The sequence below is a fragment of the Pseudomonas sp. GW823-FHT02C05 genome (assembly GCF_058797595.1).
In genome coordinates, this window is record NZ_JBXAJU010000004.1 from 93,732 (window position 1) to 119,925 (window position 26,194).

The 26,194-nt window shown below is 63.7% G+C and carries 23 protein-coding genes; 13 read left to right on the forward strand and 10 right to left on the reverse strand.

What is annotated here, in order from left to right; all coding sequences use genetic code 11:
* Positions 1 to 132: 132 nt before the first annotated feature.
* The 7 genes from AC1RGE_RS21790 to bioB form a co-directional block, all read right to left on the reverse strand.
* A complete protein-coding gene (locus tag AC1RGE_RS21790; RefSeq protein WP_011063862.1) occupies positions 133 to 1,938 on the reverse strand; it encodes a phenylacyl-CoA dehydrogenase in 1,806 nt (601 codons plus the stop codon).
* Positions 1,939 to 2,234: 296 nt separating this feature from the next.
* Entirely contained in the window at positions 2,235 to 2,531 is a 297-nt protein-coding gene (locus AC1RGE_RS21795) for a hypothetical protein (protein WP_011063863.1), read from the reverse strand.
* Positions 2,532 to 2,638: 107 nt separating this feature from the next.
* Complete coding sequence (gene bioD, locus AC1RGE_RS21800) at positions 2,639 to 3,319, reverse strand: dethiobiotin synthase (RefSeq protein WP_011063864.1); 681 nt, start codon at positions 3,317 to 3,319, stop codon at positions 2,639 to 2,641.
* Entirely contained in the window at positions 3,316 to 4,128 is an 813-nt protein-coding gene (bioC, locus tag AC1RGE_RS21805; RefSeq protein WP_492585023.1) for a malonyl-ACP O-methyltransferase BioC, read from the reverse strand. The genes bioD and bioC overlap by 4 nt, the downstream gene beginning before the upstream one ends.
* Positions 4,121 to 4,852: an alpha/beta fold hydrolase gene (locus tag AC1RGE_RS21810; protein ID WP_041120124.1), complete on the reverse strand. Its 732-nt coding sequence runs from the start codon at positions 4,850 to 4,852 to the stop codon at positions 4,121 to 4,123. Before AC1RGE_RS21810 ends, bioC begins: the two co-directional genes overlap by 8 nt.
* Positions 4,845 to 6,023 carry an 8-amino-7-oxononanoate synthase gene (bioF, locus tag AC1RGE_RS21815; RefSeq protein ID WP_011063867.1) on the reverse strand — a complete coding sequence of 393 codons (1,179 nt, stop codon included), beginning with the start codon at positions 6,021 to 6,023 and terminating at the stop codon, positions 4,845 to 4,847. The genes AC1RGE_RS21810 and bioF overlap by 8 nt, the downstream gene beginning before the upstream one ends.
* Positions 6,024 to 6,146: 123 nt before the next feature.
* Positions 6,147 to 7,202: a biotin synthase BioB gene (bioB, locus tag AC1RGE_RS21820; RefSeq protein WP_011063868.1), complete on the reverse strand. Its 1,056-nt coding sequence runs from the start codon at positions 7,200 to 7,202 to the stop codon at positions 6,147 to 6,149.
* 90 nt (positions 7,203 to 7,292) lie between these two features.
* Here bioB and AC1RGE_RS21825 point away from each other — a divergent pair, with 90 nt between their 5' ends.
* The 5 genes from AC1RGE_RS21825 to rarD all read left to right on the forward strand — a co-directional run bounded on the left by AC1RGE_RS21825 (position 7,293) and on the right by rarD (position 13,112).
* Entirely contained in the window at positions 7,293 to 8,033 is a 741-nt protein-coding gene (locus AC1RGE_RS21825) for a ComFC family protein (protein WP_492585025.1), read from the forward strand.
* A 65-nt stretch (positions 8,034 to 8,098) separates the two neighbouring features.
* Positions 8,099 to 8,863 carry a TOBE domain-containing protein gene (locus tag AC1RGE_RS21830; protein WP_011063870.1) on the forward strand — a complete coding sequence of 255 codons (765 nt, stop codon included), beginning with the start codon at positions 8,099 to 8,101 and terminating at the stop codon, positions 8,861 to 8,863.
* Between the two features lie 84 nt (positions 8,864 to 8,947).
* Positions 8,948 to 10,852 carry a PhoX family protein gene (locus AC1RGE_RS21835; protein ID WP_019094533.1) on the forward strand — a complete coding sequence of 635 codons (1,905 nt, stop codon included), beginning with the start codon at positions 8,948 to 8,950 and terminating at the stop codon, positions 10,850 to 10,852.
* A 158-nt stretch (positions 10,853 to 11,010) separates the two neighbouring features.
* A complete protein-coding gene (locus AC1RGE_RS21840) occupies positions 11,011 to 11,985 on the forward strand; it encodes a serine/threonine protein kinase (RefSeq protein WP_492585027.1) in 975 nt (324 codons plus the stop codon).
* Positions 11,986 to 12,224: 239 nt separating this feature from the next.
* Positions 12,225 to 13,112: an EamA family transporter RarD gene (gene rarD / locus AC1RGE_RS21845; protein ID WP_011063873.1), complete on the forward strand. Its 888-nt coding sequence runs from the start codon at positions 12,225 to 12,227 to the stop codon at positions 13,110 to 13,112.
* Between the two features lie 222 nt (positions 13,113 to 13,334).
* On the opposite strand, the gene AC1RGE_RS21850 is transcribed toward rarD, so the two are convergent.
* Positions 13,335 to 13,853, reverse strand: coding sequence for a glycine cleavage system transcriptional repressor (locus tag AC1RGE_RS21850; RefSeq protein ID WP_492585029.1), 519 nt, complete (start codon positions 13,851 to 13,853; stop codon positions 13,335 to 13,337).
* Between the two features lie 544 nt (positions 13,854 to 14,397).
* Between AC1RGE_RS21850 and AC1RGE_RS21855 the strand changes: the two genes are divergently transcribed.
* Entirely contained in the window at positions 14,398 to 16,575 is a 2,178-nt protein-coding gene (locus AC1RGE_RS21855; protein ID WP_011063875.1) for a malate synthase G, read from the forward strand.
* A gap of 78 nt (positions 16,576 to 16,653) precedes the next feature.
* Here AC1RGE_RS21855 and AC1RGE_RS21860 read toward each other — a convergent pair whose 3' ends face one another.
* Positions 16,654 to 17,100 carry a response regulator gene (locus AC1RGE_RS21860; RefSeq protein ID WP_015637278.1) on the reverse strand — a complete coding sequence of 149 codons (447 nt, stop codon included), beginning with the start codon at positions 17,098 to 17,100 and terminating at the stop codon, positions 16,654 to 16,656.
* Positions 17,101 to 17,358: 258 nt separating this feature from the next.
* Between AC1RGE_RS21860 and AC1RGE_RS21865 the strand changes: the two genes are divergently transcribed.
* From AC1RGE_RS21865 to AC1RGE_RS21895, 7 genes are all read left to right on the forward strand, one after another.
* Positions 17,359 to 19,293, forward strand: coding sequence for a putative nucleotidyltransferase substrate binding domain-containing protein (locus tag AC1RGE_RS21865; protein ID WP_015637279.1), 1,935 nt, complete (start codon positions 17,359 to 17,361; stop codon positions 19,291 to 19,293).
* On the forward strand, positions 19,290 to 19,997 hold the full coding sequence (locus AC1RGE_RS21870; RefSeq protein ID WP_011063878.1) for a 3'-5' exonuclease: 708 nt from the start codon (positions 19,290 to 19,292) through the stop codon (positions 19,995 to 19,997). The genes AC1RGE_RS21865 and AC1RGE_RS21870 overlap by 4 nt, the downstream gene beginning before the upstream one ends.
* Positions 19,998 to 20,265: 268 nt before the next feature.
* A complete protein-coding gene (locus AC1RGE_RS21875) occupies positions 20,266 to 20,784 on the forward strand; it encodes an RNA polymerase sigma factor (RefSeq protein WP_011063879.1) in 519 nt (172 codons plus the stop codon).
* Complete coding sequence (locus tag AC1RGE_RS21880) at positions 20,781 to 21,758, forward strand: FecR domain-containing protein (protein WP_065365119.1); 978 nt, start codon at positions 20,781 to 20,783, stop codon at positions 21,756 to 21,758. Before AC1RGE_RS21875 ends, AC1RGE_RS21880 begins: the two co-directional genes overlap by 4 nt.
* Positions 21,759 to 21,939: 181 nt before the next feature.
* On the forward strand, positions 21,940 to 24,399 hold the full coding sequence (locus AC1RGE_RS21885; protein ID WP_103290320.1) for a TonB-dependent siderophore receptor: 2,460 nt from the start codon (positions 21,940 to 21,942) through the stop codon (positions 24,397 to 24,399).
* A 61-nt stretch (positions 24,400 to 24,460) separates the two neighbouring features.
* Positions 24,461 to 25,582, forward strand: a complete 1,122-nt coding sequence (locus AC1RGE_RS21890) for a PepSY-associated TM helix domain-containing protein (RefSeq protein ID WP_053154262.1) — start codon at positions 24,461 to 24,463, stop codon at positions 25,580 to 25,582.
* The gene (locus AC1RGE_RS21895; protein WP_011063883.1) at positions 25,579 to 25,767 is read left to right on the forward strand and encodes a hypothetical protein; all 189 of its coding nucleotides are present in this window, start codon (positions 25,579 to 25,581) and stop codon (positions 25,765 to 25,767) included. The genes AC1RGE_RS21890 and AC1RGE_RS21895 overlap by 4 nt, the downstream gene beginning before the upstream one ends.
* Here the strand turns inward: AC1RGE_RS21895 and AC1RGE_RS21900 are convergent.
* Complete coding sequence (locus AC1RGE_RS21900) at positions 25,714 to 26,166, reverse strand: hypothetical protein (protein ID WP_492585031.1); 453 nt, start codon at positions 26,164 to 26,166, stop codon at positions 25,714 to 25,716. The genes AC1RGE_RS21895 and AC1RGE_RS21900 overlap by 54 nt on opposite strands.
* Between the last annotated feature and the right edge of the window lie 28 nt (positions 26,167 to 26,194).

Below are 26,194 nucleotides of genomic sequence, written 5' to 3' on the forward strand. Positions count from 1 at the left end.
TGCCATCTCTTTAACGGCAGGAAATCGCTTCTGCTTAGCGATTTAGTCGGGAATTTTCATGAAGATTCTGCGGGCATAAAAAAACCGCTCGCCCCAAGGGGCGAACGGCTTTTCGAACCACTGCGGTCGGGCTTAGTAAGCCAGGCCGAAGTCTTCTTCCTTCATGTCCATCAGGTTGTTGGCACCCGAAAGCATGGTTGCAACGTGAGTGCGGGTACGCGGCAGGATGCGCTGGAAGTAGAAACGCGCAGTCTGCAGCTTGGCGGTGTAGAACGCCTCTTCGGTGGTGCCGGCTGCCAGCTTTTCAGCCGCCAGGCGTGCCATGTCGGCCCAGAAGTAGGCCAGGCAGGCATAACCGGAGTACATCAGGTAGTCCACGGAGGCCGCGCCGACTTCTTCGCGATCTTTCATGGCAGCCATACCGACCTTCATGGTCAGCTCGCCCCATTCTTTGTTCAGTGCAGCCAGGGGTGCGACGAATTCCTTGACGGCTTCGTTGCCTTCGTTGTTCTGGCAGAACTTGTGGACGATCTTGGTAAAGCCTTTCAGAGCCTCGCCCTGAGTCATCAGCACTTTACGGCCCAGCAGGTCGAGTGCCTGGATACCGGTGGTGCCTTCGTACAGCATCGAGATACGGCTGTCGCGAACGTTCTGCTCCATGCCCCACTCGGCGATGAAGCCGTGGCCGCCATAGATCTGCACACCGTGGTTGGCGGATTCAAAACCAACTTCAGTCATGAACGCCTTGGCGATCGGAGTCATGAACGCCAGCAGTGCGTCGGCTTTCTTCTTCTCTTCTTCATCCACACCGTACTTGACGATATCGACCTGCTTGGCAGTGAAGTAGACCATTGCCCGGTTGCCTTCGGCGAAGGCCTTCATGGTCAGCAGCATGCGGCGCACGTCAGGGTGCACGATGATCGGGTCGGCAGCCTTGTCCGGCGCTTTCGGGCCAGTCAGGGAGCGCATTTGCAGACGATCGCGAGCGTACTTCAGGCCGCCCTGGAAGCCGATTTCGGCATGGGCCAGGCCTTGCAGAGCGGTACCCAGGCGCGCGGTGTTCATGAAGGTGAACATGCAGTTCAGGCCTTTGTTCGCCGGGCCGATGAGGAAACCGGTGGCCGCGTCGAAGTTCATCACGCAGGTGGCGTTGCCGTGGATCCCCATCTTGTGTTCCAGGGAACCACAGCTCACGGCGTTGCGCTGACCTACGCTGCCATCAGCGTTAGGCAGGAACTTGGGCACGATGAACAGCGAAATACCCTTGGTACCGGCCGGTGCGTCCGGCAGGCGGGCCAGAACGATGTGGACGATGTTGTCGGCCATATCGTGTTCACCGGCAGAGATGAAGATCTTGGTGCCAGTGACTTTGTAGGAACCATCGGCCTGAGGTTCGGCCTTGGTGCGCAGCATGCCCAGGTCGGTGCCGCAGTGCGGCTCGGTCAGGCACATGGTGCCGGTCCATTCGCCGGACACCAGCTTGGTCAGGTAGGCCTCTTGCTGCTCGGCAGTACCGTGCTCGGAAATGGTGTTCATCGCGCCATGGGACAGGCCAGGGTACATGCCCCACGACCAGTTGGCTTCGCCAACCATTTCGCTGACCGCCAGGCCCAGGGATTCAGGCAGGCCCTGACCACCGTGCTCAACGTCGTGAGCCAGGCTTGGCCAGCCGCCTTCGACGAATTGCTTGTAGGCTTCCTTGAAGCCTGTAGGGGTCTTAACGCCGGATTCACTCCAGGTGCAACCTTCCTGGTCGCCCACACGGTTCAGCGGAGCCAGCACCTGCTCACAAAACTTGGCACCTTCCTCGAGAATGGCGTCAACCATGTCCGGAGTGGCGTCCTGGCAAGCCGGGAGGCTCTGATAATGCGCCTCATAGCCGAGCAGCTCGTCACGAACGAAGCGAATATCACGCAAGGGGGCCTTGTAGTCAGGCATAGCGATAAACCTCTGCTGATGTAACCGGGAATGAACAACCGCGTTGAGTTTTTATAGCGGTCAAACAGTTGTTTGAAACATACGTTTACGCCCAAATCTTGTCAAGCGTCGCGCCAATGCCTTTCGTCATCGAAACAAAATGCATACGCAGGCGAACACCCACGGCACTGCCATGAAGTGTAGGAGCCGACGCACCGGCAATCAGTCAGGGAAAGGAATCAGCGAGAGCCGCTATCAACAGAAAAGGCATGAAAAAGCCCAGTCTCTCTGGGAGGCCGGGCTTTTGCAGAGGGTAATCAGGCGTAGGTATCGATCAGGGTGCCGAGGACTTCATCCGAGGCCTTGGCGACATTGACGCCCAGTTCTGCCTGGATCTTGCCCATGGACATCTCCACCATGCTGCTGGCCAGATCCGATTCCTGGCTGCGATCCACAGCGCGCAGGCGGTCAACCTGAACATCCGACGACTGGCTGCCGGCAGAGCGTTCAACTGCAGTGCTGGCAATCTGGCCGGCGGCTTGATCGACGCGATTCTGCCCGGTCTGGATAGCGTTCAGCCCGGCGTAGAAAGCGGTGTTCCCGGAGATTTGCATGGGAGAACTCGACCTTGAGAATGAGTGACAGGTGTCATTGAAGCAGACCCGTCAAGAAAACACCCGTCAAAAACACTAATGGCAATATGCCTTGCAATAGGCAAAATCTAGTCCAGCAGATCCAGTTGCAAATGCTCGGCCACCGCCTCGGCGCTGGCCGGCTTGAGTTTCGGCACCCTGCCCAGGCACGGGGCCGGCAAGCGCTCGGCCAGGGTTGCGAGGTTTTCCTCCAGACGAGAGGTCTTTGGATCGATGATATTGGCCACCCACCCCGCCAGTTGCAGGCCGTCCTGAGCGATGGCTTCGGCCGTCAGCAACGCATGATTGATGCAACCCAGACGCACGCCCACCACCAGGATCACCGGCAACCCCAGCGCCATGGCCAGATCCGACAGATTGTCCTGGTCTGCCAGGGGTACCCGCCAACCACCCGCGCCTTCGATCAGCGTGAAGTCCGCGCCCTTGGCCAGCAGATGGCGCATGGGCGTCAACAGCGACTGCACGGTCAGCGCCACCCCGGCCTCTCGCGCTGCCAGATGAGGGGCGATGGCCGGTTCGAAGGCAACCGGATTCACTTCTGCATAGGCCAACGGCAACGAAGACTGCGCCTGCAATGCCAGGGCATCGGCGTTGCGCAGGCCCTTGGCCGTCAGCTCGCAACCCGAAGCCACCGGCTTGCCCGCAGCAGTACTCAGGCCGGCCAGACGCGCCGCATGCAGCAAGCCGGCCGCAATGGTGGTTTTCCCCACATCGGTATCGGTACCCGTAATGAAGTAGGCAGGGCTCATAGCGGTTTCTCCAGCACGGCATAGACCACTTGATAAGTCGCCGGCAGGCCCTTGGCCTGTCGGAAACCCTCGTAGGCATCGATCAACCCGGCGATCCGCGCCCGTCCGGTCAAGCCGCCCGGGCGTCCAGGATTGAGGTTGTGCGCGCCCAGGGCTTTCAACTCATGGGTCAGGCTGCGCACATCCGGGTAATACAGGACATGGGGCGCCTTTTCCAGACTGCGCACTTGCAAGCCACTGGCTTCACACAGCTGTCGATAACGTTCGAACTCACGGAAGCGATTGACGTGAACCTGGCCATCGACCTGCGCCCAACTATCGCGCAGTTCCTGCAAAGTACCCACGCACAGGCTGGCAAAAGCCAGCACGCCGCCCGGCTTGAGCACCCGCATCGCTTCACTGAGCACGGCAGAGAAATCGTCGCACCACTGCACCGCCAGGCTGGAGAAGATCAATTGGCAACTGTCGCCTTGCAACGGCAGGCGTTCAGCATCCCCGGCGATGAAATGGTCCGCGCCACCCAAAGGCCGGGCGTGATTGAGCATGCCCTCGGCAATATCCAGGGCCAGCCCCTGGGCAGCACTGAAACGCTGCCCCAGCACCCGGCTGAAATGCCCGGTGCCGCAGCCCAGGTCCAGCCAGCACCGTGGATCAAGGCCTGGGGGCAGACGGCTGAGCAATTGTTGCCCGACCGCACGCTGCAGCTCCGCAACACTGTCGTAGCTGGCCGCCGCGCGGGAGAACGAAGCCGCGACCTGGCGCTTGTCAGGCAGGCGACCGGGAAAGGCAGTCAGAGAAAGGTCAGTCATCACCGGACTCATGCAAGAAAGCCTGGATCGCTCCCGCCACTCCATGGGGGTCCTCCAGGAGAAATCCGTGGCTGGCGTGTTCAATCAGGCCAACTTCAATATCCGGCAGCAAGGCCAGCAATTCACCGGCCGCCTCGGCAGGCACCAGAGCATCGAGCCCGGCAAACAAGTGCAACTGCGGCCCGCGAAAGCCTTGCAAGGCTTCGCGGGTATCCAACTGCGCCAGCAACTCCAGCCCGGCCATCAGCACCGCCGGCGCCGTGGTCGGCGCGCCGCTCAGGAGCAACCGCGACAGGCCTCGCGTGTCCGCGGCGCCCTGGGCGCAGAGCAAGGCAAAACGCTTGAGGGTGGTTCGCGGATCGGCCGCGCAGCCGGCCAGGAAGCCGTCGAAGGTTTCCCCGGCCATGGCACTGGCCCATTGTTCATGGGCGACAAAACTGGGATTGCTGGCCAGGGTCAGCAGGCCGCAGCAGCGCTCACCACGGCGCGCCGCCAGTTCCGAAGCCAGCATGCCGCCGAGGGACCAGCCACCCAGCCAGGCATTGTCCGGCACGGCGTCATCGAGTTCGTCCAGCCAGTCCTGCGGGTCGCTGGAGGTCAACTCCGGCAAGGGCTCGATCTCCACCCGCAAGTGTTCATCCAGCCCCTGCAAGGCCGCCGCCAGAGGTTCCAGCGGCGACACGCCCAAGCCCCAGCCCGGCAACAGAATCAGTCGATCACGCATGGCTCGGCTCCGCTTGCAGTTCTCTGAAACAGTCTGCCAACGCGCTTAACAATAGCTGCACCTGAGCTTCGCTGTGGGCCGCGGACAAGGTCACCCGCAGCCGCGCGCTGCCGGCCGGCACGGTAGGCGGGCGAATGGCGCTGACCATGATTCCCCGTTCACGCAGCATCTGCGACAGGCGCACGGCCCGAGCACTGTCGCCCACCAGGATCGGCTGGATCGGGGTGAAACTGTCCATCAGTTGCAGGCCGATCTGCTCGGCGCCCTGGCGGAATTGACGGATCAAGGCCGCCAGGTGCTCGCGCCGCCAATGCTCGCTGCGTAGCAGCTCCAGGCTTTTCAGGGTGGCGCAGGCCAGGGCTGGGGGCTGGCTGGTGGTGTAGATATAAGGCCGGGCAAACTGGATCAGGCTTTCGATCAGATCCTCGCTGCCGGCGACAAAGGCTCCGGCGGTGCCGAAAGCCTTGCCCAGGGTGCCCACCAGTACCGGCACCTCATCCAGCCCCAGGCCGAAATGCTCCACCAGCCCGCCGCCATTGGCCCCCAGCGGCCCGAAACCATGGGCATCATCCACCATCAGCCAGGCGCCACGGGCCTTGGTTGCCCGAGCCAGGGCCGGCAGGTCGGCGACATCGCCGTCCATGCTGAACACCCCATCGGTGACCACCAGGGTATTGCCGGTGGCCTTTTCCAGACGCTTGGCCAGGCTGTGCGCATCGTTGTGCAGATAGCGGTTGAAGCGCGCACCGGAAAGCAGCCCCGCATCGAGCAACGACGCGTGGTTGAGACGATCCTCCAGCACCGTATCGCCCTGCCCCACCAGCGCCGTCACCGCCCCTAGGTTGGCCATGTAGCCGGTGGTAAACAACAGCGCCCGAGGGCGGCCAGTGAGTTCGGCCAGCGCCTCTTCCAGGGCGTGATGGGGCGTGCTGTGGCCGATCACCAGATGGGAAGCACCACCGCCCACGCCCCAGCGGCTGGCACCGGAACGCCAGGCTTCGATCACTTGCGGATGGTTGGCCAGGCCCAGGTAGTCGTTGTTACAAAAGGCCAGCAATGGCTGACCGTCGACCACCACTTGCGGCCCCTGGGGGCTCTGCAGCAGCGGGCGCTGGCGATAGAGGTGTTCGGCACGGCGGGCAGCAAGGCGCGCGGCGAGATCAAAAGACATGCAGGCCTCGATGTTGGCTTACGGACAGTTCATCGCCAGGAGCTGGCTTGCCGGCGAAGCAGGCGACGCGAAATCCATGAGGCTCGCGAGATTCGCCGGCAAGCCGGCTCCTACGGCAGAAGGTCAGACGGCGGCGTTGTAGAACTGCTCGCTGCTTTTCTGCTCCACCAGGGCCTGTTCGATGGCGGCCTGGTGCACCTCGTCGGCGTGTTCTTCGCGGGCTTCGGGCTGGATGCCCAGGCGCGCGAACAACTGCATGTCCTTGTCGGCCTGCGGGTTGGCGGTGGTCAGCAACTTGTCGCCATAGAAAATCGAGTTGGCGCCGGCGAAGAACGCCAGGGCCTGCATCTGCTCATTCATCGCCTCACGGCCGGCCGATAGCCGCACATGGGATTGCGGCATGAGAATCCGCGCCACCGCGAGCATGCGGATAAAGTCGAAGGGGTCTACCTCTTCGGCATTTTCCAGCGGCGTACCCGCCACCTTCACCAGCATGTTGATCGGCACCGACTCCGGATGCTCCGGCAGGTTGGCCAGCTGGATCAGCAGGCCGGCGCGGTCATCCAGGGATTCGCCCATGCCGAGAATGCCGCCGGAACAGATCTTCATGCCCGCGTCACGCACATAGGCCAGGGTCTGCAGGCGCTCGCTGTAGGTGCGGGTGGTGATGATGTTGCCGTAGAACTCCGGCGAGGTATCGAGGTTGTGGTTGTAGTAGTCCAGGCCGGCCTTGGCCAGCGCCTCGGTCTGGTCCTGATCGAGACGGCCCAGGGTCATGCAGGTTTCCAGGCCCATGGCCTTCACGCCTTTGACCATCTCCAGCACATAGGGCATGTCCTTGGCCGAAGGGTGCTTCCAGGCCGCGCCCATGCAGAAACGGGTAGAACCGATGGCCTTGGCCCGGGCGGCCTCTTCCAGGACCTTCTGCACCTCAAGGAGCTTTTCCTTTTCCAGGCCGGTGTTGTAGTGACCGGACTGCGGACAATATTTGCAATCTTCCGGGCAGGCGCCGGTCTTGATCGACAGCAGCGTGGAAACCTGGACCCGATTGGCGTCGAAATGCGCGCGGTGCACCGTCTGCGCCTGGAACAGCAAGTCATTGAAGGGCTGGACGAACAGGGCTTTGACTTCAGCCAAAGTCCAGTCATGACGCAGGGTGGCGGTGGTGCTGGCGCTCATGGGCGATTCCTTGATTATGCTTGGCAAGCGGCGCAGGACAGGAAAGCCCACAGCCGCGACACGGATGTTGGGCATATTTAAGGAAGAGCCATGCACTGTCAACCCAGATACGAAGGACCGGTTTACATCTGGTTAAAAAACAATCAGACATGTTTATTGTGTGACGAACCCAGCTATTCGGCCCTGGCCCTGTGTGCTCCCTGCCTGGACGAGCTGCCCTGGCTCGGCGCCCAGTGTTCAGTCTGCGCCCTGCCCCTGCCTGGGCCCGGCTTCACCTGTGGCCAGTGCCTGCAAGAGCCGCCGGCGTTTCAGCGGGTGATCGCACCCTGGCGCTACGATTTCCCGGTGGACAGCCTGATCAGTCGTTTCAAGCACCATGAAAAATGGCCTTTTGGCCGGCTGATGGCCGAACTTCTCGGCCAGTTCCTCCACTATCGCTTCGATGAAGGCCTGCCACGGCCTGATTGCCTGCTGCCGGTGCCACTGTCCCGCAGGCGGCTGCGCCAGCGCGGCTTCAATCAGGCAGGCATGCTGGCCCAGTGGCTGGGCGCTTCGTTGCAATTGGTGGTGCAACCCAAGCTCCTCCTGCGCACCCAAGACACCCCCGCCCAGCAGGGCCTGGATGCCCGGGCCCGCCAGCGCAACCTGCGCCAGGCCTTCGCCCTTGCAGATCAGGCCCAGGTTGCAGGACGACACCTGGCCCTGGTGGACGATGTCCTGACCACCGGAGCCACCGCCCAGGCCCTTGCCCGTTTGCTGATCAACGCCGGTGCCCGTCGGGTGGATATCTACTGCCTGGCCAGGACCCCAAGCCCCGGCACCGGCGACTGACTTGACTCTCGTCGCCCAAGCCGCAAACTCCCAGTCCACCCCCAGTGTTCAAAGCGCCCCCCGCCATGTCCTTGCCCACTCTGTTGACCCAGCACATCGTCCGCCGCCCGCAACGCATTGCCTTGCTGCAACACATCGCCGAACAAGGCTCCATCACCCGCGCGGCAAAAAGCGCCGGCCTGAGCTACAAGGCAGCCTGGGATGCCATCGACGAACTGAACAACCTGGCCCAGAGCCCGCTGGTGGAGCGCAGCGTCGGCGGCAAGGGCGGCGGCGGCGCCAAGCTGTCCGCCGAGGGCGAGCGAGTGCTGCGTCTTTACCAGCGCCTGCAAGCTCTGCAGGCCCAGGTACTGGAAGCGGCGGAAGACACCAGCGACCTCGACTTGCTCAGCCGCCTGATGCTGCGCACCAGCGCGCGCAATCAGTTGCATGGCAAGGTCCGGGCTGTCGAAAGCCAGGGCTGCAACGACCTGATCGTCCTGGAACTGCCCGAGGGCCTGCAACTCCAGGCGCAGATCACCCACGACAGCACCCTGCGCCTGGAACTGCTGCCGGGGACCGAAGTGGTGGCACTGATCAAGGCTGGCTGGCTGGACGTACAAGCCGCGGGCGCCCAAGTAACAACTGGACACAATTGCCTGAGGGGCACGATCGAGCAGATTCTCGACGCCGAGGACGGCCCCTGCGAGGTGCGAATTGCCCTGCCCAATGGTCAGACGTTGTGCGCCCTGGCCGAGCCGTTGCTGCTCAAGACCCTGGAGTTGAAGGAGTCCTCGACCGTCCAGGTGCAGTTCTCACCGTCCCACGTGCTGATCGGAACCCCGCTCTGACCAAGGCTCCACCGCCATTTCACTGCAACATATTCGTCATGGGGGCTCATTAAGGTGGCTGCAAAAACCTGCAGGGAGCCTGATATGAGCCTGTTACTAGAAGAAGACCAACCCACCGACCTGGAACAGCTGGTCGGCCTCAGCCGCCGCGGTTTCATCGGTGCCGGCGCCCTGTGCGGTGCAGCGCTGTTCCTGGGCGGCAACCTGTTGAGCCGCAGCGCCCTGGCCGCCAGCGTCAGCGCCGGCACCAGCCAGTTGCTGGGCTTTGCCGGCATCCCTGCCGCCACCAGCGACAGCATCACCTTGCCACCTGGCTACAAGTCCTCGGTACTGATCAGTTGGGGCCAGCCCCTGGCCAAGAACGGCCCGGCCTTCGACCCCAGCGGCAATGGCACCGCCCGGGCCCAGGAAGTGCAGTTTGGCGACAACAACGACGGCATGAGCCTGTTCGCCTTCCCGGACGACCGCCACCGCGCGCTGATGGCCATCAATAACGAATACACCAACTACCGCTACCTCTACCCCCATGGCGGCTTGCCGCAATCCGCCGAAGACGTGCGCAAGGCCCAGGCCAGCGAAGGCGTGTCGGTGATTGAAGTGCAGCGCAAGAATGGCCAGTGGCAGTTCGTCCAGGGCTCGCGCTACAACCGACGGATCCATGGCAACACGCCGATCCGCCTGAGTGGTCCCGCAGCCGGTCACGATCTGCTCAAGACCAGCGCCGACCCCAAGGGCAGGAAAGTCCTCGGCACCTTCCAGAACTGCGCCAACGGCAAGACCCCATGGGGCACCTACCTGACCTGCGAAGAGAACTTCACCGACTGCTTCGGCAGCAGCAACGCCGAGCAGAAATTCGACGCCGCGCAGAAGCGCTACGGCGCCGTGGTGGCCAGCAAGGAGATCAACTGGCACCTGCACGATCCGCGGTTCGACCTGGCGAAGAACCCCAACGAACTCAACCGTCACGGCTGGGTGGTGGAAATCGATCCGTTCGACCCGCAATCGACCCCGGTCAAGCGCACCGCCCTGGGTCGCTTCAAGCACGAAAACGCCGCCCTGGCCGAAACCCGCGACGGCCGCGCCGTGGTCTACATGGGTGACGACGAGCGTGGCGAATTCATCTACAAGTTCATCAGCCGCGACAAGATCAACCACCGCAACCCCAAGGCCAACCGCGACCTGCTGGACCACGGCACCCTTTACGTGGCGCGCTTCGATGCCGGCGACGGCAACCCGGACCACCCCAAGGGCCAGGGCCAGTGGATCGAGCTGACCCACGGCAAGAACGGCATCGACGCCAGCAGCGGCTTCGCCGACCAGGCCCAGGTGCTGATCCAGGCTCGCCTGGCCGCCAGCGTGGTCCAGGCCACGCGCATGGACCGCCCGGAATGGATAGTGGTCAGCCCCAAGGACGGCCAGGTCTATTGCACCCTGACCAACAACTCCAAGCGTGGCGAGGACGGCCAGCCGGTAGGCGGCCCCAACCCGCGGGAGAAGAACGTCTACGGGCAGATCCTGCGCTGGCGCACCGGCGGCGACGACCATGGTGCCATGAGTTTTTCCTGGGACCTGTTCGTAGTGGCCGGCAACCCGGGGGTGCACGCCGGCCAACCCAAGGGTGGGTCGTCCAACATCACCCCGCAGAATATGTTCAACAGCCCCGACGGGCTGGGTTTCGACAAGGCCGGGCGCCTGTGGATCCTCACCGACGGCGACTACAGCAACAGCGGCGACTTCGCCGGCATGGGCAACAACCAGATGCTCTGCGCCGACCCGGACAGCGGTGAGATCCGCCGTTTCATGGTCGGGCCGGTGGGTTGCGAAGTCACCGGCATCGCCTTCGCCCCGGACCAGAAGACCCTGTTCGTGGGTATCCAGCACCCTGGGGAAAACGGCGGTTCGACCTTCCCCGAACACCTGCCCAACGGCAAGCCACGCTCCTCGGTCATGGCCATCACCCGGGAAGACGGCGGCGTCATCGGCGCCTGACCCCGCCTCGCGCCCGGCCGGCTTCTGCACCCGCAGGAACCGGCTGGGCGGCGAACCCGACGCACGGCCGAACCACCGGCAAACCCTCCCCCGCTGGCTCCCCGTCTGCGTTACCATGCTTGGCCGGACGCGGCAGCCTGCTGCGCGCAGGAGTAAGCATGTCGCACCCGTTTGAAACACTGACCCCCGATCTGGTCCTGGACGCCGTTGAAAGCATCGGCTTTCTCAGCGACGCCCGCGTGCTGGCGCTCAACAGCTACGAAAATCGCGTCTATCAAGTCGGCATCGACGAAAGCGAGCCACTGATCGCCAAGTTCTACCGGCCCCAGCGCTGGACCAACGAAGCGATCCTGGAAGAACACCGCTTCACCTTCGAACTCGCCGAATGCGACGTGCCGGTGGTGGCGCCGATCATTCACGACGGCGCCAGCCTGTTCGAACACGCGAGCTTTCGTTTCGCCCTGTTTCCCCGCCGCGGCGGGCGCGCCCCGGAGCCAGGCAACCTGGACCAGCTCTACCGTCTCGGCCAGTTGTTGGGCCGCCTGCACGCGGTGGGTGCCACCCGCCCGTTCGAACACCGCGAAGCCCTGGGGGTGAAGAACTTCGGTCACGATTCCCTGGCAACCCTGCTGCAGGGCAACTTCATCCCCAAGAGCCTGCTGCCAGCCTACGAGTCGGTGGCCCGGGACCTGCTCAAGCGGGTGGAAGAGGTCTACCAGGCCACGCCACACCAGAACATCCGGATGCACGGCGACTGCCACCCCGGCAACATGATGTGCCGCGACGAGATGTTCCATATCGTCGACCTGGATGACTGCCGCATGGGCCCGGCGGTGCAGGACCTGTGGATGATGCTCGCCGGCAACCGCCAGGAATGCCTGGGCCAGTTGTCCGAGTTGATGGATGGCTACAGCGAGTTCCATGATTTCGACCCGCGGGAGCTGGCCCTGATCGAACCACTGCGAGCCTTGCGCCTGATGCACTACAGCGCCTGGCTGGCACGACGCTGGGACGACCCGGCGTTCCCCCACAGTTTCCCCTGGTTCGGCAGCGAACGTTATTGGGGCGATCAGGTGCTGGCCTTGCGCGAACAGCTGGCGGCCCTCAACGAAGAACCCCTCAAGCTGTTCTGACCCGGCCTGCAGGAGCCGGCTTGCCAGCGAAGGGGGCCCGAGAAACCGCCTTCGCCGACAAGCCGGTACCCACACAAGGGCGCCAGCCGTAGGAGCTGGCTTGCCAGCGAAAGGGCCCGAGAGATTGCCCTCGTCGGCAAGCCGGCGTCCACAGTGGGCAGCGGGGTAAAAGTCAGGACAGGTCTAGACAATTGTCCTTACAATTGCGGCTTTGTTAGCTGCCTAAGCAAGGATTCTGCATGCAAGCCGCCAACCCGCGCCGCGGGTACATCCTGGGTCTGACCGCCTACATCATCTGGGGTCTGTTCCCGCTCTATTTCAAAGCTATCGCCAGCGTTCCCGCGGTCGAGATCATCATCCACCGGGTGCTCTGGTCGGCGCTGTTCGGCGCCCTGCTGCTGATGGTGTGGAAGCACCCCGGCTGGTGGCGCGAACTGCGGGACAACCCCAGGCGCCTGGCGATCCTGGCCCTGAGCGGCACCCTGATCGCCGCCAACTGGCTGACCTACGTCTGGTCGGTGAACAACGGGCGCATGCTCGAAGCCAGCCTGGGCTACTACATCAACCCACTGGTCAACGTGCTGCTGGGCATGCTGATTCTTGGCGAACGCCTGCGGCGCATGCAGTGGCTGGCGGTGATCCTGGCGGCGGTGGGCGTGGCCCAGCAAGTGTGGCAGGTAGGCAGCCTGCCCTGGGTCTCGCTGATGCTGGCGCTGAGCTTCGGCTTCTACGGGCTGATCCGCAAGCAGGCGCCGGTCAAGGCCCTGCCCGGCCTGGTGGTGGAAACCTGGATGCTGGTGCCCATCGCTCTGGGTTGGCTGCTGCTGCACCCCGATGCCAGCAGTGCCCATGCCGAGTTCTGGAGCAGTTCCCAGGCCTGGTGGCTGGTGGCTGCCGGCCCGGTGACCCTGGTACCTCTGGTGTGCTTCAACGCTGCCGCGCGGGACCTGCCCTACACCACCCTGGGTTTCCTCCAGTACCTGGCTCCCACCCTGGTGCTGCTGCAGGCCGTGCTGCTGTTCGACGAGCACCTGTCCTCCAGCACCTTGCTGGCCTTCATGTTTATCTGGGCCGGCCTGGCGGTATACAGCGTGGATGCCTGGCTCAGCCTGCGCGGGCGTCGCTGATCAATAAACGTACAAAGCCCTGCAGGCCACGTTCTTCGTGGCTTGCAGCGGTTCTTCCCAAGGTTATCCACAACCTGATCCCCGTCCTTTGTGCACAAGCCCTTGAAACTGCTGGTTTTTTGATCAACTGGCGCAACGCCGCGCTGGCTCTGGGCCAGGGCCTGGTCTCTACAGGTTATCCACAGGCACATGCACGGTTTACTGGGATAACCCTCACAAGGCTCAGGGCTCGCTGCGCAGGACCAATTCCACCATCAAGTCGTCCGCCAGGGTTTCCAGGCGCGCCTGCAGCACTTCCAGGGACAGGGTCAGGGGCACCGCAAGGATCGCCTCGGCGTGGAACAGCGGCTCGCTGCTCATGGGCGCTGGGCGCACCTCGGTCACCAAGCGCTCCAGGTTCACCCCCTGCTCGGCCAGCAGCCGGGTGATGTCGCGCACGATTCCCGGGCGGTCGTTGCCCACCAGTTCCATGGCGATGGGTTTCCAGGTGCAGGACTGCTCCACGCCGCCTTCGGCGATCAACACGCGAATGCCCTGGGCCGACAAGCCTTGCAGGGCATCCACCAGTTCATCGTAGGCTTCGGCCGGCACTGCCACCCGCAGGATCCCGGCGAACTGCCCGGCCATGCGTGACAGGCGGCTTTCCAGCCAGTTGCCGCCATGCTCGGCGATGCACTGGGCAATGCGCTCGACCTGGCCGGCCTTGTCCGGGGCGAATACCGTGAGAACGAGATGGTCCATGGCGCAGCCCTCTTTGAGCAATGAAAGATCCAGTATAGGCAGCCTCATTCCCCGCGCCTTCCAGCCCATATGGCAGTAGCTTGTGCAGGACAGCGAATGCGCCCGCAAGGCCGACGCAAACCCCGAAGGCCCATTCGCCGGCAAGCCGGCTCCTACGAGGGTGCGCAAGGCAAAACACAAATCGTGTACAACTTTTTGTATTTATATGGAACAATCCACCGGCTTTTTGAGAACATCGCATTCCCCTGCGTGACCGCACTGCACTTTAAAGTCGCGGAACGACGCTTTTAGTCTAATTTTCACAACCGCAGTTCATCATGTAGTATGCCGCAGCGCGCACTACATAACGTTGGAACGATGTCCGCCAAGGCCTGATCGCAACCCCCGCAACAGCCCGTCAGCAAGGCTCCGCCGTTGATTGGAAGGACCCAGCCGCCAGCGATGGCATGTACTGGAGAACAGGGTTGTGCTTTAAATGGCCGCCGGCTTCATTGTTAATTTGAAGAGCTGAAAAGCGAAATAGCTGAGCAGAGTGAGGCAAGCAATGACTGAGCACGTTCAAGTCGGTGGCCTGCAGGTCGCCAGAGTCCTGTTCGACTTCGTGAACAACGAAGCCATTCCCGGTACCGGCCTCACCGCCGACTCGTTCTGGGCCGGTGCAGACAAGGTCATTCACGACCTGGCGCCGAAGAACAAAGCCCTACTCGCCAAACGCGATGACTTCCAGGCACGTATCGATGCCTGGCACCAGTCCCGTGCCGGCCAGGCGCATGACGCTGTGGCTTATAAAGCCTTCTTGCAAGACATCGGTTACCTGCTGCCAGAAGCGGCGGATTTCCAGGCCACGACGCAAAACGTCGATGAAGAGATCGCCCACATGGCCGGCCCGCAGTTGGTGGTGCCGGTGATGAATGCGCGCTTCGCCCTCAACGCTTCCAACGCTCGCTGGGGCTCGCTGTACGACGCCCTGTACGGCACCGATGCCATCAGCGAAGCCGATGGTGCGGAAAAAGGCAAAGGCTACAACAAGGTCCGCGGCGACAAGGTCATCGCCTTCGCCCGCGCCTTCCTCGATGAATCCGCGCCGCTGACTGCCGGCTCCCACGTGGACTCGGTGAGCTACAAGATCGTCGGCGGCAAGCTGGTGGTCGGCCTCAAGGGTGGCAGCAACAGCGGCCTGCGCAACGACGCGCAACTGATCGGCTACCAGGGCGACGCTGCGGCCCCTACCGCGATCCTGCTCAAGCACAACGGCCTGCACTTCGAGATCCAGATCGACGCCACAAGCCCGGTCGGCCAGACCGACGCCGCCGGGGTCAAGGACCTGCTGATGGAAGCGGCCCTGACCACCATCATGGACTGCGAAGACTCGGTCGCCGCAGTGGATGCCGACGACAAGGTGGTGATCTACCGCAACTGGCTCGGCCTGATGAAGGGCGACCTGGCGGAAGAAGTTTCCAAGGGCGGCAAGTCCTTCACCCGCACCATGAACGCCGACCGCGAATACACCGGGGTCAATGGCGAGCCGGTGAAACTGCACGGTCGTTCGCTGCTGTTCGTGCGCAACGTCGGCCACCTGATGACCATCGATGCGATCCTCGACAAGGATGGCAACGAAGTGCCGGAAGGCATCCTCGACGGCCTGGTCACCAGCCTGGCGTCGATCCACAACCTCAACGGCAACACGTCGCGCAAGAACAGCCGCACCGGCTCGATGTACATCGTCAAGCCGAAGATGCACGGCCCTGAAGAAGCGGCGTTCACCAACGAGCTGTTCGGCCGCATCGAAGAGGTGCTGAACCTGCCGCGCAACACCCTGAAAGTCGGGATCATGGACGAGGAGCGCCGCACCACGGTCAACCTCAAGGCCTGCATCAAGGCGGCCAGCGAGCGCGTGGTGTTCATCAACACCGGCTTCCTCGACCGCACCGGCGACGAAATCCACACCTCCATGGAGGCCGGCGCCATGGTGCGCAAGGCCGACATGAAGGCCGAGAAATGGATCGGCGCCTACGAGAACTGGAACGTCGATATCGGCCTGAGCACCGGCCTGCAAGGTCGCGCGCAAATCGGCAAGGGCATGTGGGCGATGCCGGACCTGATGGCAGCGATGCTCGAACAGAAAATCGCTCACCCACTGGCCGGCGCCAACACTGCCTGGGTTCCATCCCCGACCGCCGCTGCGCTGCACGCGCTGCACTATCACAAGGTCGACGTATTCGCCCGCCAGGCCGAACTGGCCAAGCGTGCCCGCGCCTCGGTGGATGACATCCTGACCATCCCGCTGGCGGTCAACCCGAGCTGGACGCCGGAGCAGATCAAGAACGAACTGGACAACAACGCCCAGGGCATTCTCGGTTACGTGGTGCGCTGGATCGACCAGGGCGTGGGCTGTTCGAAAGTGCCGGACATCAATGACGTCGGCCTGATGGAAGACCGCGCCACCCTGCGTATCTCCAGCCAGCACATCGCCAACTGGCTGCGCCACGGCGTGGTCACCCAGGAGCAGGTGCTCGAAAGCCTCAAGCGCATGGCTCCGGTGGTTGACCGGCAGAACGCTAGCGACCCGCTGTACCGCCCCCTGGCACCGGACTTCGACAGCAACATCGCCTTCCAGGCCGCCCTGGAACTGGTGATCGAAGGCACCAAGCAGCCAAACGGCTACACCGAGCCGGTCCTGCACCGCCGGCGTCGCGAGTTCAAGGCCAAGAACGGTCTGTAAGCCCGCGTAACCAGCAGTAATGAAAAAGCCCCGGTCGCAAGGCCGGGGCTTTTTTTCGCCTGTGTGGCAAGGGATCGGCTAGAGCACCACGCCCAGCTCGTGCTTGACCAGGGCCAGCAGCTTGGTGGTGTCGATCGGCTTGAGCAGGAAGTCCACCACGCTCAGGTGCATGGCGGCGATGGCATCGCGGACATCGGCGTCGCCGGAAATGATGATGATCGGCAGCGCCGCCCGCTCCGATTCACGCACCTGGCGGATCAGGTCCAGGCCATTGCAGGGCGCCATGCGCAGATCGGTGATCAACAGGCCGATGGATTTATTCGATTCAAGCAACTCAAGTGCGGCCTTGCCACTGGCCGCCGTGATGCAACGGATGCCATCCAGGCCAAGAATCTCCGCAAGCAGCTCCCGTGCATCCTTGTCGTCATCGGCGATCAGCACCCGCTGGGGCGGCAGATCCGGTTCCAGCATGACCGCACTCAGGGCCTCGCGCTCGGCGTCACTCAAAATATCGTGGTCGGGCATACATTTCTCTACATGAACAGATCAATCCCCTAGCACAGTGGTCAGACATCGCTAAGCAGGCCTCCAATGTGCACTTCGTCGGAAAAATTGCCAAGAGTCTTGATCAGAGCTTTTTCGCATTGATTGCCGACGCTTCAAAGCCAAATGTCCGGCCCCTAGGGCGCTACCTAGACTTACGTCCAATGGGCACCCCAGACGTTGCAGCCGACCATGCCGTGATCCGACCACAACAAATCCAAAAAGACTGCGGTAATCGTTATGAGTAAAGCGGACGCCTTCACCCAGGCCGGGAAGACCGCGGTGTTGCAGAACATCCAGGGGACCGTGCAGTTCCTGCAACGGTTCCCGCCGTTCAACCAGATGGAGCAGCTGCATCTGGCCTACCTGGTAGAACAATGCCAACTGCGCTTCTACGGCCCCGGCGACAGCATCATCAAGCCGGCCGACGGCCCGGTCGAGCACTTCTATATCGTCAAGCAGGGCCGCGTGGTGGGCGAACGCACACACGCCGCCAAGGGCAGCACCGAGACCACCTTCGAAATCACTTCCGGCGAGTGTTTCCCCCTGGCCGCGCTGCTGGGCGAGCGCGCGACCCGCACCGAGCATCGCGCCGCCGAAGATACGTTCTGCCTGCAACTGAACAAGGGCGCTTTCATCAAGCTGTTCGCCCTGTCCGCGGAGTTTCGCGACTTCGCCCTGCGTGGAGTCAGCAGCCTGCTGGACCAGGTCAACCAGCAAGTCAAACAGAAAGCCGTGGAAACCCTCGGCACCCAGTATTCGCTGAACACCCGCCTGGGCGAGCTGGCCATGCGTCATCCGGTGGCCTGTTCACCGCAGACGCCGCTGCGCGAAGCCGTGGCGCTGATGCATGAGCAGCAGGTCGGCAGCATCGTCGTGGTGGACGAACGCAAGGCCCCGCTGGGGATCTTCACCCTGCGCGACCTGCGCCAGGTGGTGGCCGACGGCACCCAGGACCTCAACCAGCCCATCGAACAGCACATGACCCAGGCGCCGTTCTTCCTCAGCCCGGACCACAGCGCCTTCGACGCCGCCATCGCCATGACCGAGCGGCATATCGCCCACGTCTGCCTGGTGAAAGAACAGCGCCTGTGCGGGGTGGTTTCCGAGCGCGATCTGTTTTCCCTGCAGCGGGTCGACCTGGTGCACCTGGCGCGGACCATCCGCAACGCGCCCCGGGTCGAACACCTGGTGGCGCTGCGGGGCGAGATCGGCCAGTTGGTGGAGCGCATGCTGGCCCACGGTGCCTCCTCGACCCAGATCACCCATATCATCACCCTGCTCAACGATCACACCGTGTGCCGGGTCATCGAACTGACCCTGGCCGACAAGGGCGACCCCGGCGTGCCTTTCAGCTGGCTGTGCTTTGGCAGTGAAGGCCGACGCGAACAGACCCTGCACACCGATCAGGACAACGGCATCCTGTTCGAGGCCCGGGACGCGGCCCACGCGGCAGAAATCCGCGGCAAGCTGCTACCCATCGCCCAGCAGATCAACCAGAGCCTGGCCATGTGCGGTTTCACCCTGTGCAAGGGCAACATCATGGCCGGCAACCCCGAGCTGTGCCTGTCCCGTGCTGAATGGGCCCGGCGCTTCGCGGCCTTCATCCGCGAGGCCACCCCGGAAAACCTGCTGGGTTCGAGCATCTATTTCGACCTGCGGGTGGTCTGGGGCGATGAACAGAGCGCCGAACAACTGCGTCGGGGCATCCTCGACCAGGTGGCGGACAACCGTCTGTTCCAACGCATGATGGCGGAAAACGCCCTGCGCCAGCGCCCGCCCGTGGGGCGTTTTCGCGAGTTCGTGCTGGCCAGGAAAAATGGCGAAAAGGCCACCCTGGACCTCAAGGTCCAGGGCCTCACCCCCTTCGTCGACGGTGCCCGGTTGCTGGCCCTGGCCAACGGCATCGGCGCGATCAATACCCTGGAGCGCCTGCGCCAGCTGGTGTCCAAACAAGTGATCGAGCCCCTGGACGGCGCCGCCTATGAAGAGGCCTATCACTTCATCCAGCAGACCCGCATGCAGCAGCACCAGCGCCAGACCCGGGAGAACCAGCCCTATTCCAACCGGGTCGACCCGGACAGCCTGAACCACCTGGACCGGCGCATCCTGCGTGAATCCCTGCGCCAGGCCCAGCGCCTGCAAAGCAGCCTGGCCTTGCGGTACCAGCTATGAGCCTGTTTGCCTGGTTCCGCCCCGCAGTCAGCCTGCTGAGTGCCGAGCAGCAACAGCGTCGCGATCGGCTACCGGCCTTCACCGAGCTGAATGAAAGCAGCCTGCGAGAGCAGCGCTGGGTAGTGGTGGACGTGGAAACCACCGGCCTCAACCTCAACCGCGACCAGGTGCTGTCCATTGGCGCGGTGGTGATCGAAGACGGTGCCATCGACTTCAGCCAGCAGTTCGAGCGCACCCTGCAACGCCAGGGCCACAAGCTCAGCCCCAGCGTACTGATCCACGGCCTGGGGCCCAGCGCCATCGCCGCCGGCTGTGATCCGGTGGAGGCCCTGCTGGATTTCATGGAGTTCGTCGGCGATAGCCCGCTGCTGGCCTTTCATGCCCCGTTCGACCAGCACATGCTCGGCCGGGCGCTGAAGGACAGCCTCGGCTACCGCCTGCAACACAGCTTCCTCGATGTAGCGGACATGGCGCCGTTGCTGTGCCCCCAGGCCCAGATCCGCGAAGCCGGGCTGGACGACTGGGTGCGCTGGTTCAACCTGCAAGTGGTGGAGCGGCATAACGCGGCAGCCGATGCCCTGGCCACCGCGGAGCTGGCGCTGATCCTGTTCAACCGCGCCCGCCAGCAGCAGATCCACAGCCCGCTGAACCTGCAACAGCGCCTGGGCCAGTGGAAACGCCGGCAGCAGGCACCTTCGTTCTGAGCAGCCGCACTGTGGCGAGGGAGCTTGCTCCCGCTCGGCCGCGCCGCGGCCGTAGAACCTGAGTCCTGGATCTAACAGATACAACGCCTTGGGCGTGCTGCGCACGCCAACGGGAGCCAGTTACCTCGACACAACTGGTTCCTTGCCTTGGGCACCCGCCCTCTCCAGCCACAAGGCAGCCGACCAGCGTCAATTGCGCCACTGTTTCGCCTCTGCCACAATCGCGAATAATTCTCGTTAGTTTAAACTTCTCGATTGGTGAGTTCCGTTGTCGTCAGTCCAAAGCCCTCACAATGAGCTGGTTGGTGCGTTGTATCGCGACCATCGTGGTTGGCTGTTGGCCTGGCTACGGCGCAACGTTGCCTGCAGCCAGCGGGCCGAGGACCTGAGCCAGGACACCTTCGTGCGCCTGCTGGGCCGCGACGAACTCAAGGCGCCCCGGGAGCCGCGGGCGTTTCTGGTGGCCATCGCCAAGGGCCTGCTGTTCGACTATTTCCGGCGCGCCGCGCTGGAACAGGCTTACCTCAGCGAACTGATGCTGATCCCCGAAGGCGAACAACCGTCGCCCGAAGAACAGCAGATGATCCTCGAAGACCTCAAGGCCATCGACCGCCTGCTGGGCAAGCTCTCCAGCAAGGCGCGCATGGCCTTCCTCTATAACCGCCTCGACGGCCTGAGCCACGCCGAGATAGCCGAACGCCTGGGGGTCTCGGTGCCAAGGGTGCGCCAATACCTGGCCCAGGGCATCCGCCAGTGCTACATCGCCCTGTACGGGGAGCCGCTATGACCCCCATGAGTTCCAAGCCGGTGTCGGCCCAGGTGCTGGATGCCGCCATCGCCTGGCAGCTGTCGCTGGATGGCGGCGCCAGTGCCGTGGAGCGCGAAGAGTTTGCCAAGTGGCACGCTGCCCATGAAGAACACGCCCGCGCCTGGCGCCAGCTGGGCATGCTCGACCAGCGCTTTGGCGTGGCCACCGGCCCGGCCCGCAACGCCTTGCTGCAATCGCGCGAAGGCTTGCGCCGGCGGGTACGCAAGCTGGGTCGCGGGGTCGCCAGCGTCGTGCTGTTCGGCGGCCTGGCGCTGTTTGCCGGGGAACGCTACCTGCCGATGGACTACTGGCTGGCAGACCAGCGCACCGCCACCGGCGAGCAGCGCACCCTGCGCCTGGCCGACGGCACGGTGATCAACCTCAATACCCACAGTGCGCTGGATGTGCGCTTCGACGAGAAGCAGCGGCGGATCGTGCTTCAGGAAGGCGAGATCCTGATCGAGACCGGGCACAACGACAGCCGGCCGTTCATCGTCGAAACCCGCGACGGCCGCATGCGCGCCCTGGGCACGCGGTTCCTGGTCAAGCGCGAGGACCAGGGCACCCGCCTCGGGGTGCTGCAATCGGCGGTGGCGGCGCGGCCGCAAGCCGGTCAGGACGAGCACGTGTTCAAGGAAGGCCAGCAAGTGCTGATGCGCCGCGATGGCCTCGGCCCGCTGCAGGCCCTGAACCTGGGGGCCGACGCCTGGACCCGGGGCATGCTGGTGGTGGACAACGCCCGGCTCGGTGACCTGATCGATGAGCTGGGCCGTTACCGCCGTGGTCACCTGGGCGTCGCACCGGAACTGGCCGACCTGCGGATCACCGGCAGTTTCCCGTTGCAGGACACGGACCTCGCGCTCAATGCCCTGCTGCCGACCCTGCCGGTGAAGATCGAACGGCACACCCCCTGGTGGGTGACGGTGGTGGCCAAGGCCGACGCCAAGCACTGAGGTCGGTGTCGCAGTCTTCGCCGGCAAGCTGGCTCCTGCACCGATCCCCTAGGAGCTGGCTTGCCGGCGAATTAGCCTCAATCAGTCTAAATCTAAATTATTTTCAATCCGCCCCTATCACTTTTCCAATCTCGTCCGGCACCTAGGCAATTGCGAAACATTTCCATTCAGGAGCCGCCGTATGTCCCGCCCGCTAGACACCCTGTTGCGCCCCAGTCTCTTGGCCGTTGCCATCGCCCTCTGCGCCCCCCTGGCCAGCCCGGCGCTGATGGCTGCCGAACAGTCCACCAGCGTGCGCGCCTACAACCTGCCGGCCGCACCGCTGGCCAGCACCCTGAACCAGATCGCCAGCCAGGCCGGCCTGGCCCTGAGCCTGAATCCGTCCCTGGCGGCGGGCAAGACTTCGGCCCCGGTCAAGGGCCAGTTCGATGCACCGGGCGCCCTGCGTGAGGCCCTGCGTGGCACCGGCCTGCAACTGGAGCACAGCAGCGCCGGCACCTACAGCCTGGTGGCCACGCCGGAAGGCGTGGTGGCCTTGCCGCAAACCAATATCAGCGGCCAGAGCAGCTATGAAACGGCGTGGGGTCCAGTCGAGGGTTACATGGCCAAGCGCACTGCCGTCGGCACCAAGACCGATACCGAACTGCGTGAAGTGCCTCGCTCCATCTCCGTCGCTACCCGTGAGCAGATGAGCGACCGTGCGGTACAGAACCTCGACGATGCCGTGCGCTACATGCCCGGCGTCACCGCCAGCAGCTACGGCAGCGACAGCCGCGCCGAGTGGCTGAAGGTGCGGGGCTTCGAACCCACCCAGTTCCTCGATGGCCTGCCCCTGCCAAAGGGCACCTACACCATGCCCAAGCTGGAAACCTGGGACCTGGAGCGTGTAGCCCTGCTCCGCGGCCCGGCGTCCTCGGTCTACGGCCAGACACCACCCGGGGGCTTGCTGGACATGGTCAGCCGCCGCCCGGAAGACAGCATCAGCCACGAAGTGCAACTGCAGATCGGCAGCTACCAGCGCAAGCAGATCAGCTTCGACAGCACCGGCCCCATCGATGACGAAGGGCGATTCCTGTATCGCGTCAGCGGCGTGGTCCGCGACAGCAACACCGCCATCGAGCACAACCAGGACAAGCGTTACAACCTGGCCCCCAGCCTGACCTGGAACATTGACGAAGACACCAAGCTGACCTTCCTCAGCCAGTTCAATCGTGACGATACCGGCATCACCAGCCAGTTCCTGCCGTTGCAGGGCACCAAACTGGCGAGCCCGGCGGGCGAGATCAAGTACCACAAGAACCTTGGCGATCCGAGCTGGGAATACTACGACAAGACCTACTACGCACTGGGTTACGCCTTCGAGCACCGCCTGGATGACGTCTGGCAGTTCCGCCAGAACCTGCGCTACACCAAGAGCGATCTGTCGTTCCAGGGCATTACCGCCGGTGGCAGCTACTGGCCCAACAAGCCCGACCAGGCGGTGAGTGCCGACGGCACCGTGCGCCGTGGCGCCAACATCGTCAACGAGGACATCAGCCAGTTCGCCGTGGACAACAACTTCCAGGCCGACTTCGACACCGGCGAGCTCAAGCACACCCTGTTGCTGGGCCTGGACTACCAGCGCGTCAACACCAACTACAAGTGGCTGTACGGTGAAGCGCCAACCAGCAACATCATCAACCCGGTCTACGGTCAGGATTTCAGCAAAGTCGCCTACTTTGCCTACAACGACTACAACCAGAAGCGCCAGGGCACCGGCCTCTACGTCCAGGACCAGATGGCCCTGGACAACTGGCGCCTGACCCTGGGCGGGCGCCAGGACTGGCTGCACACCGAATCCCGGTTCTACAACATCGCCAACAAGCCCCACGATGAGCGCAACGACCAGGCCTTCACCGGCAACGCGGCCCTCAGCTACGTCTTCGATTCCGGCTTCACCCCTTACATCTCCTACGCCGAATCCTTCCAGGCCGAACCCGGCGGCAACGCCAAGGGCCAGGCCTTCGAGCCCAGCACCGGCAAGCAATACGAACTGGGCCTCAAGTACCAGCCTCCTGGCAGCGACATGCTGTTCACTGCCGCGGTGTACGACCTGACCCGGCAGAACATCGTCCTTACCGACAGCCTGGGTGTCAGCCGGCCCCTGGGGGAAGCCAAGGTCCGTGGTTTCGAGCTGGAAGCGGTGGGCAACGTCAATGAGAACCTCAAGCTGACGGCGGCCTATACCTATGCCAACAGCAAGATGACCAAGGTCGGCGACCCTCAGGACAAGAACCGCCCACTGCCATTGACCCCGGAAAACCAGGCCTCGATCTGGGCCGACTACACCTGGCACAACGGCTTGCTGGACGGCTTCGGCGTAGGCTTCGGCGCCCGCTATATCGGCGAGACCAACAACGTGCCGGCAGGCAACCTGGCCTATGTCGCGCGCAAATCCGACGGCGATACCGCGTCCTACACCGTGTATGACGCCGCGGTGCACTACGATCTCGGCCGCCTGGACAGCTCGCTCAAGGGCGCCAGCGTGGCCCTCAACGCCAACAACGTGTTCGACAAGGAATACATGTCGACCTGCGACGGCACCTACTGCTACTACGGCGACCGCCGCAACGTCATGGCCAGCGTGAATTACAAATTCTAAGAAGGGAAAACCCTCGCCGAAGGGCCGCCTGAACCGCGGCCCTTTTGCCATTGGAGCCTCGATGAAAAGCAAGACAATCCGCCGCTGGTCCTTTATCCACACCTGGACCAGCCTGATCTGCACGGTGTTCCTGCTGATGCTGGCGCTCACCGGCCTGCCGCTGATCTTCCACCACGAGATCGACCACCTGCTGGGGGATTCCCCCGAACTGCGGGAGATGCCTGCCGACACCCCGCACCTGGACCTGCAACAGCTGGTCAAGGCCGCCGAGGCTCATCGCCCGGGCGAGGTCATGCAGTACTTCGGCTGGGACGAGGACGAACCCAATGGCGTGATGACCATCATGGCCAGAACCGCCGGCACCGAGCCCAACGCCTCCCACACCTTCATGCTCGACGCCCGCACCGGCGAGGCCGTGGCCATGCCCTCGGCCAATGGCGGGTTGATGATGGTCATGCTGCGCCTGCATGTGGACATGTTCGCCGGGCTGCCGGGCAAGCTGCTGCTGGCCTTCATGGGCATCCTCTTCGTGCTGGCGATCATCTCCGGCACGGTGCTCTACCTGCCGTTCATGCGCCGCCTGAAGTTCGCCACGGTGCGCCAGGACAAGTCCAGCCGCCTGCGCTGGCTCGACCTGCACAACCTGATCGGCGTGGTAACCCTGACCTGGGCCCTGGTGGTGGGCGTTACCGGCGTGATCAGCGCTTGTGCCGACCTGATCATCGCCGCCTGGCGCAACGACAGCCTCAGCGCCATGGTCGCGCCCTACCGCGACGCGCCGCCACTGACCTCACTGGCGCCGGCCAGCCGCCTGCTGGATATCGCCAGGGAAGCCGCCCCGGGCATGCAGCCGGACTTCATCGCCTTCCCCGGCACACGCTTTTCCAGCGAGCATCACTACGCGGTGTTCCTCAAGGGCAGCAGCCACCTGACTTCGCACCTGCTGACCCCGGTGCTGATCGACGCCAGTAGCCTGCAGGTCACCGCCGTGGCCGGGCGGCCCTGGTACATGGACGCCATGGGCATGTCCCAGCCGCTGCATTTCGGCGACTACGGCGGCATGCCGATGAAGGTGCTGTGGGCGGCGATGGACGTGCTGACCATCATTGTCCTGGGCAGCGGCCTGTACCTGTGGCTAGCCCGCCGGCGAGCCGGCAAGTCGATGCCGCAGGTGCGCCCATGAAACCCCGGCAATCTAACTTCTGGAAGGTCTTCGCCGCGCCCCTGGGCATTGGCCTGCTCTGCGCCGCCGGGTTGTTCGCGGCGCTACTGGGAGACGGGGCCTGGGACAGCCTGAGCTGGCTGGGCCTGGGCCTACCGACGCTGATCGCCCTGCGCGGCCTGTTGCGGCGCAAGCCGGCGGCCTGAACCTGGCGCCGGGAAACCACGCCACAGGTACATCGAGAGCCCGAGGCCGATCAGCATCACCGGGATGAACAGGCGATTTTCCAGCAGCGCCTCGATGGCCACCAGCACGCTGAACAACGCCAGCCCCAGCAGCGGCACATAGCTGGCCGCCAGGCTCCAGCGCCAGGGCTGGGTCACCGGGTCGGGCCCGCGCCAGGCCAGCAGTGCGCAGCCCAGGCCCGGCAGGGCCAGTGCCGGCAGGGCCCAGTACCAGGCCATGTAGGCGAACGCCATGACCAGCTCCGGCTCCCCTTCACCCTTGCGGCGGAACTCGTATTGCAAGGCCATATACACCGCCAGCGCGCCCAGCAGGGTCAGGGCCAGGCTGTACAACCCGTGTAGAAGATAGGACCTGCGCACTCATCACTCCTCGTCTGTATCGCCAATC

Bases quoted from the DNA above. Each gene is read 5' to 3' on its own strand.
- AC1RGE_RS21880 (WP_065365119.1), top strand. From the start codon at position 20,781: ATGACCCCCATGAGTTCCAAGCCGGTGTCGGCCCAGGTGCTGGATGCC.
- bioD (WP_011063864.1), bottom strand. From the start codon at position 3,319: ATGAGCCCTGCCTACTTCATTACGGGTACCGATACCGATGTGGGGAAA.
- rarD (WP_011063873.1), top strand. From the start codon at position 12,225: ATGCAAGCCGCCAACCCGCGCCGCGGGTACATCCTGGGTCTGACCGCC.
- AC1RGE_RS21790 (WP_011063862.1), bottom strand. From the start codon at position 1,938: ATGCCTGACTACAAGGCCCCCTTGCGTGATATTCGCTTCGTTCGTGAC.
- bioC (WP_492585023.1), bottom strand. From the start codon at position 4,128: ATGACTGACCTTTCTCTGACTGCCTTTCCCGGTCGCCTGCCTGACAAG.
- AC1RGE_RS21850 (WP_492585029.1), bottom strand. From the start codon at position 13,853: ATGGACCATCTCGTTCTCACGGTATTCGCCCCGGACAAGGCCGGCCAG.
- AC1RGE_RS21860 (WP_015637278.1), bottom strand. From the start codon at position 17,100: ATGCCCGACCACGATATTTTGAGTGACGCCGAGCGCGAGGCCCTGAGT.
- AC1RGE_RS21890 (WP_053154262.1), top strand. From the start codon at position 24,461: ATGAAAAGCAAGACAATCCGCCGCTGGTCCTTTATCCACACCTGGACC.
- AC1RGE_RS21895 (WP_011063883.1), top strand. From the start codon at position 25,579: ATGAAACCCCGGCAATCTAACTTCTGGAAGGTCTTCGCCGCGCCCCTG.
- AC1RGE_RS21840 (WP_492585027.1), top strand. From the start codon at position 11,011: ATGTCGCACCCGTTTGAAACACTGACCCCCGATCTGGTCCTGGACGCC.
- AC1RGE_RS21855 (WP_011063875.1), top strand. From the start codon at position 14,398: ATGACTGAGCACGTTCAAGTCGGTGGCCTGCAGGTCGCCAGAGTCCTG.
- AC1RGE_RS21865 (WP_015637279.1), top strand. From the start codon at position 17,359: ATGAGTAAAGCGGACGCCTTCACCCAGGCCGGGAAGACCGCGGTGTTG.
- AC1RGE_RS21835 (WP_019094533.1), top strand. From the start codon at position 8,948: ATGAGCCTGTTACTAGAAGAAGACCAACCCACCGACCTGGAACAGCTG.
- AC1RGE_RS21825 (WP_492585025.1), top strand. From the start codon at position 7,293: ATGCACTGTCAACCCAGATACGAAGGACCGGTTTACATCTGGTTAAAA.
- AC1RGE_RS21870 (WP_011063878.1), top strand. From the start codon at position 19,290: ATGAGCCTGTTTGCCTGGTTCCGCCCCGCAGTCAGCCTGCTGAGTGCC.
- bioF (WP_011063867.1), bottom strand. From the start codon at position 6,023: ATGTCTTTTGATCTCGCCGCGCGCCTTGCTGCCCGCCGTGCCGAACAC.
- AC1RGE_RS21885 (WP_103290320.1), top strand. From the start codon at position 21,940: ATGTCCCGCCCGCTAGACACCCTGTTGCGCCCCAGTCTCTTGGCCGTT.
- bioB (WP_011063868.1), bottom strand. From the start codon at position 7,202: ATGAGCGCCAGCACCACCGCCACCCTGCGTCATGACTGGACTTTGGCT.
- AC1RGE_RS21830 (WP_011063870.1), top strand. From the start codon at position 8,099: ATGTCCTTGCCCACTCTGTTGACCCAGCACATCGTCCGCCGCCCGCAA.
- AC1RGE_RS21795 (WP_011063863.1), bottom strand. From the start codon at position 2,531: ATGCAAATCTCCGGGAACACCGCTTTCTACGCCGGGCTGAACGCTATC.
- AC1RGE_RS21810 (WP_041120124.1), bottom strand. From the start codon at position 4,852: ATGCGTGATCGACTGATTCTGTTGCCGGGCTGGGGCTTGGGCGTGTCG.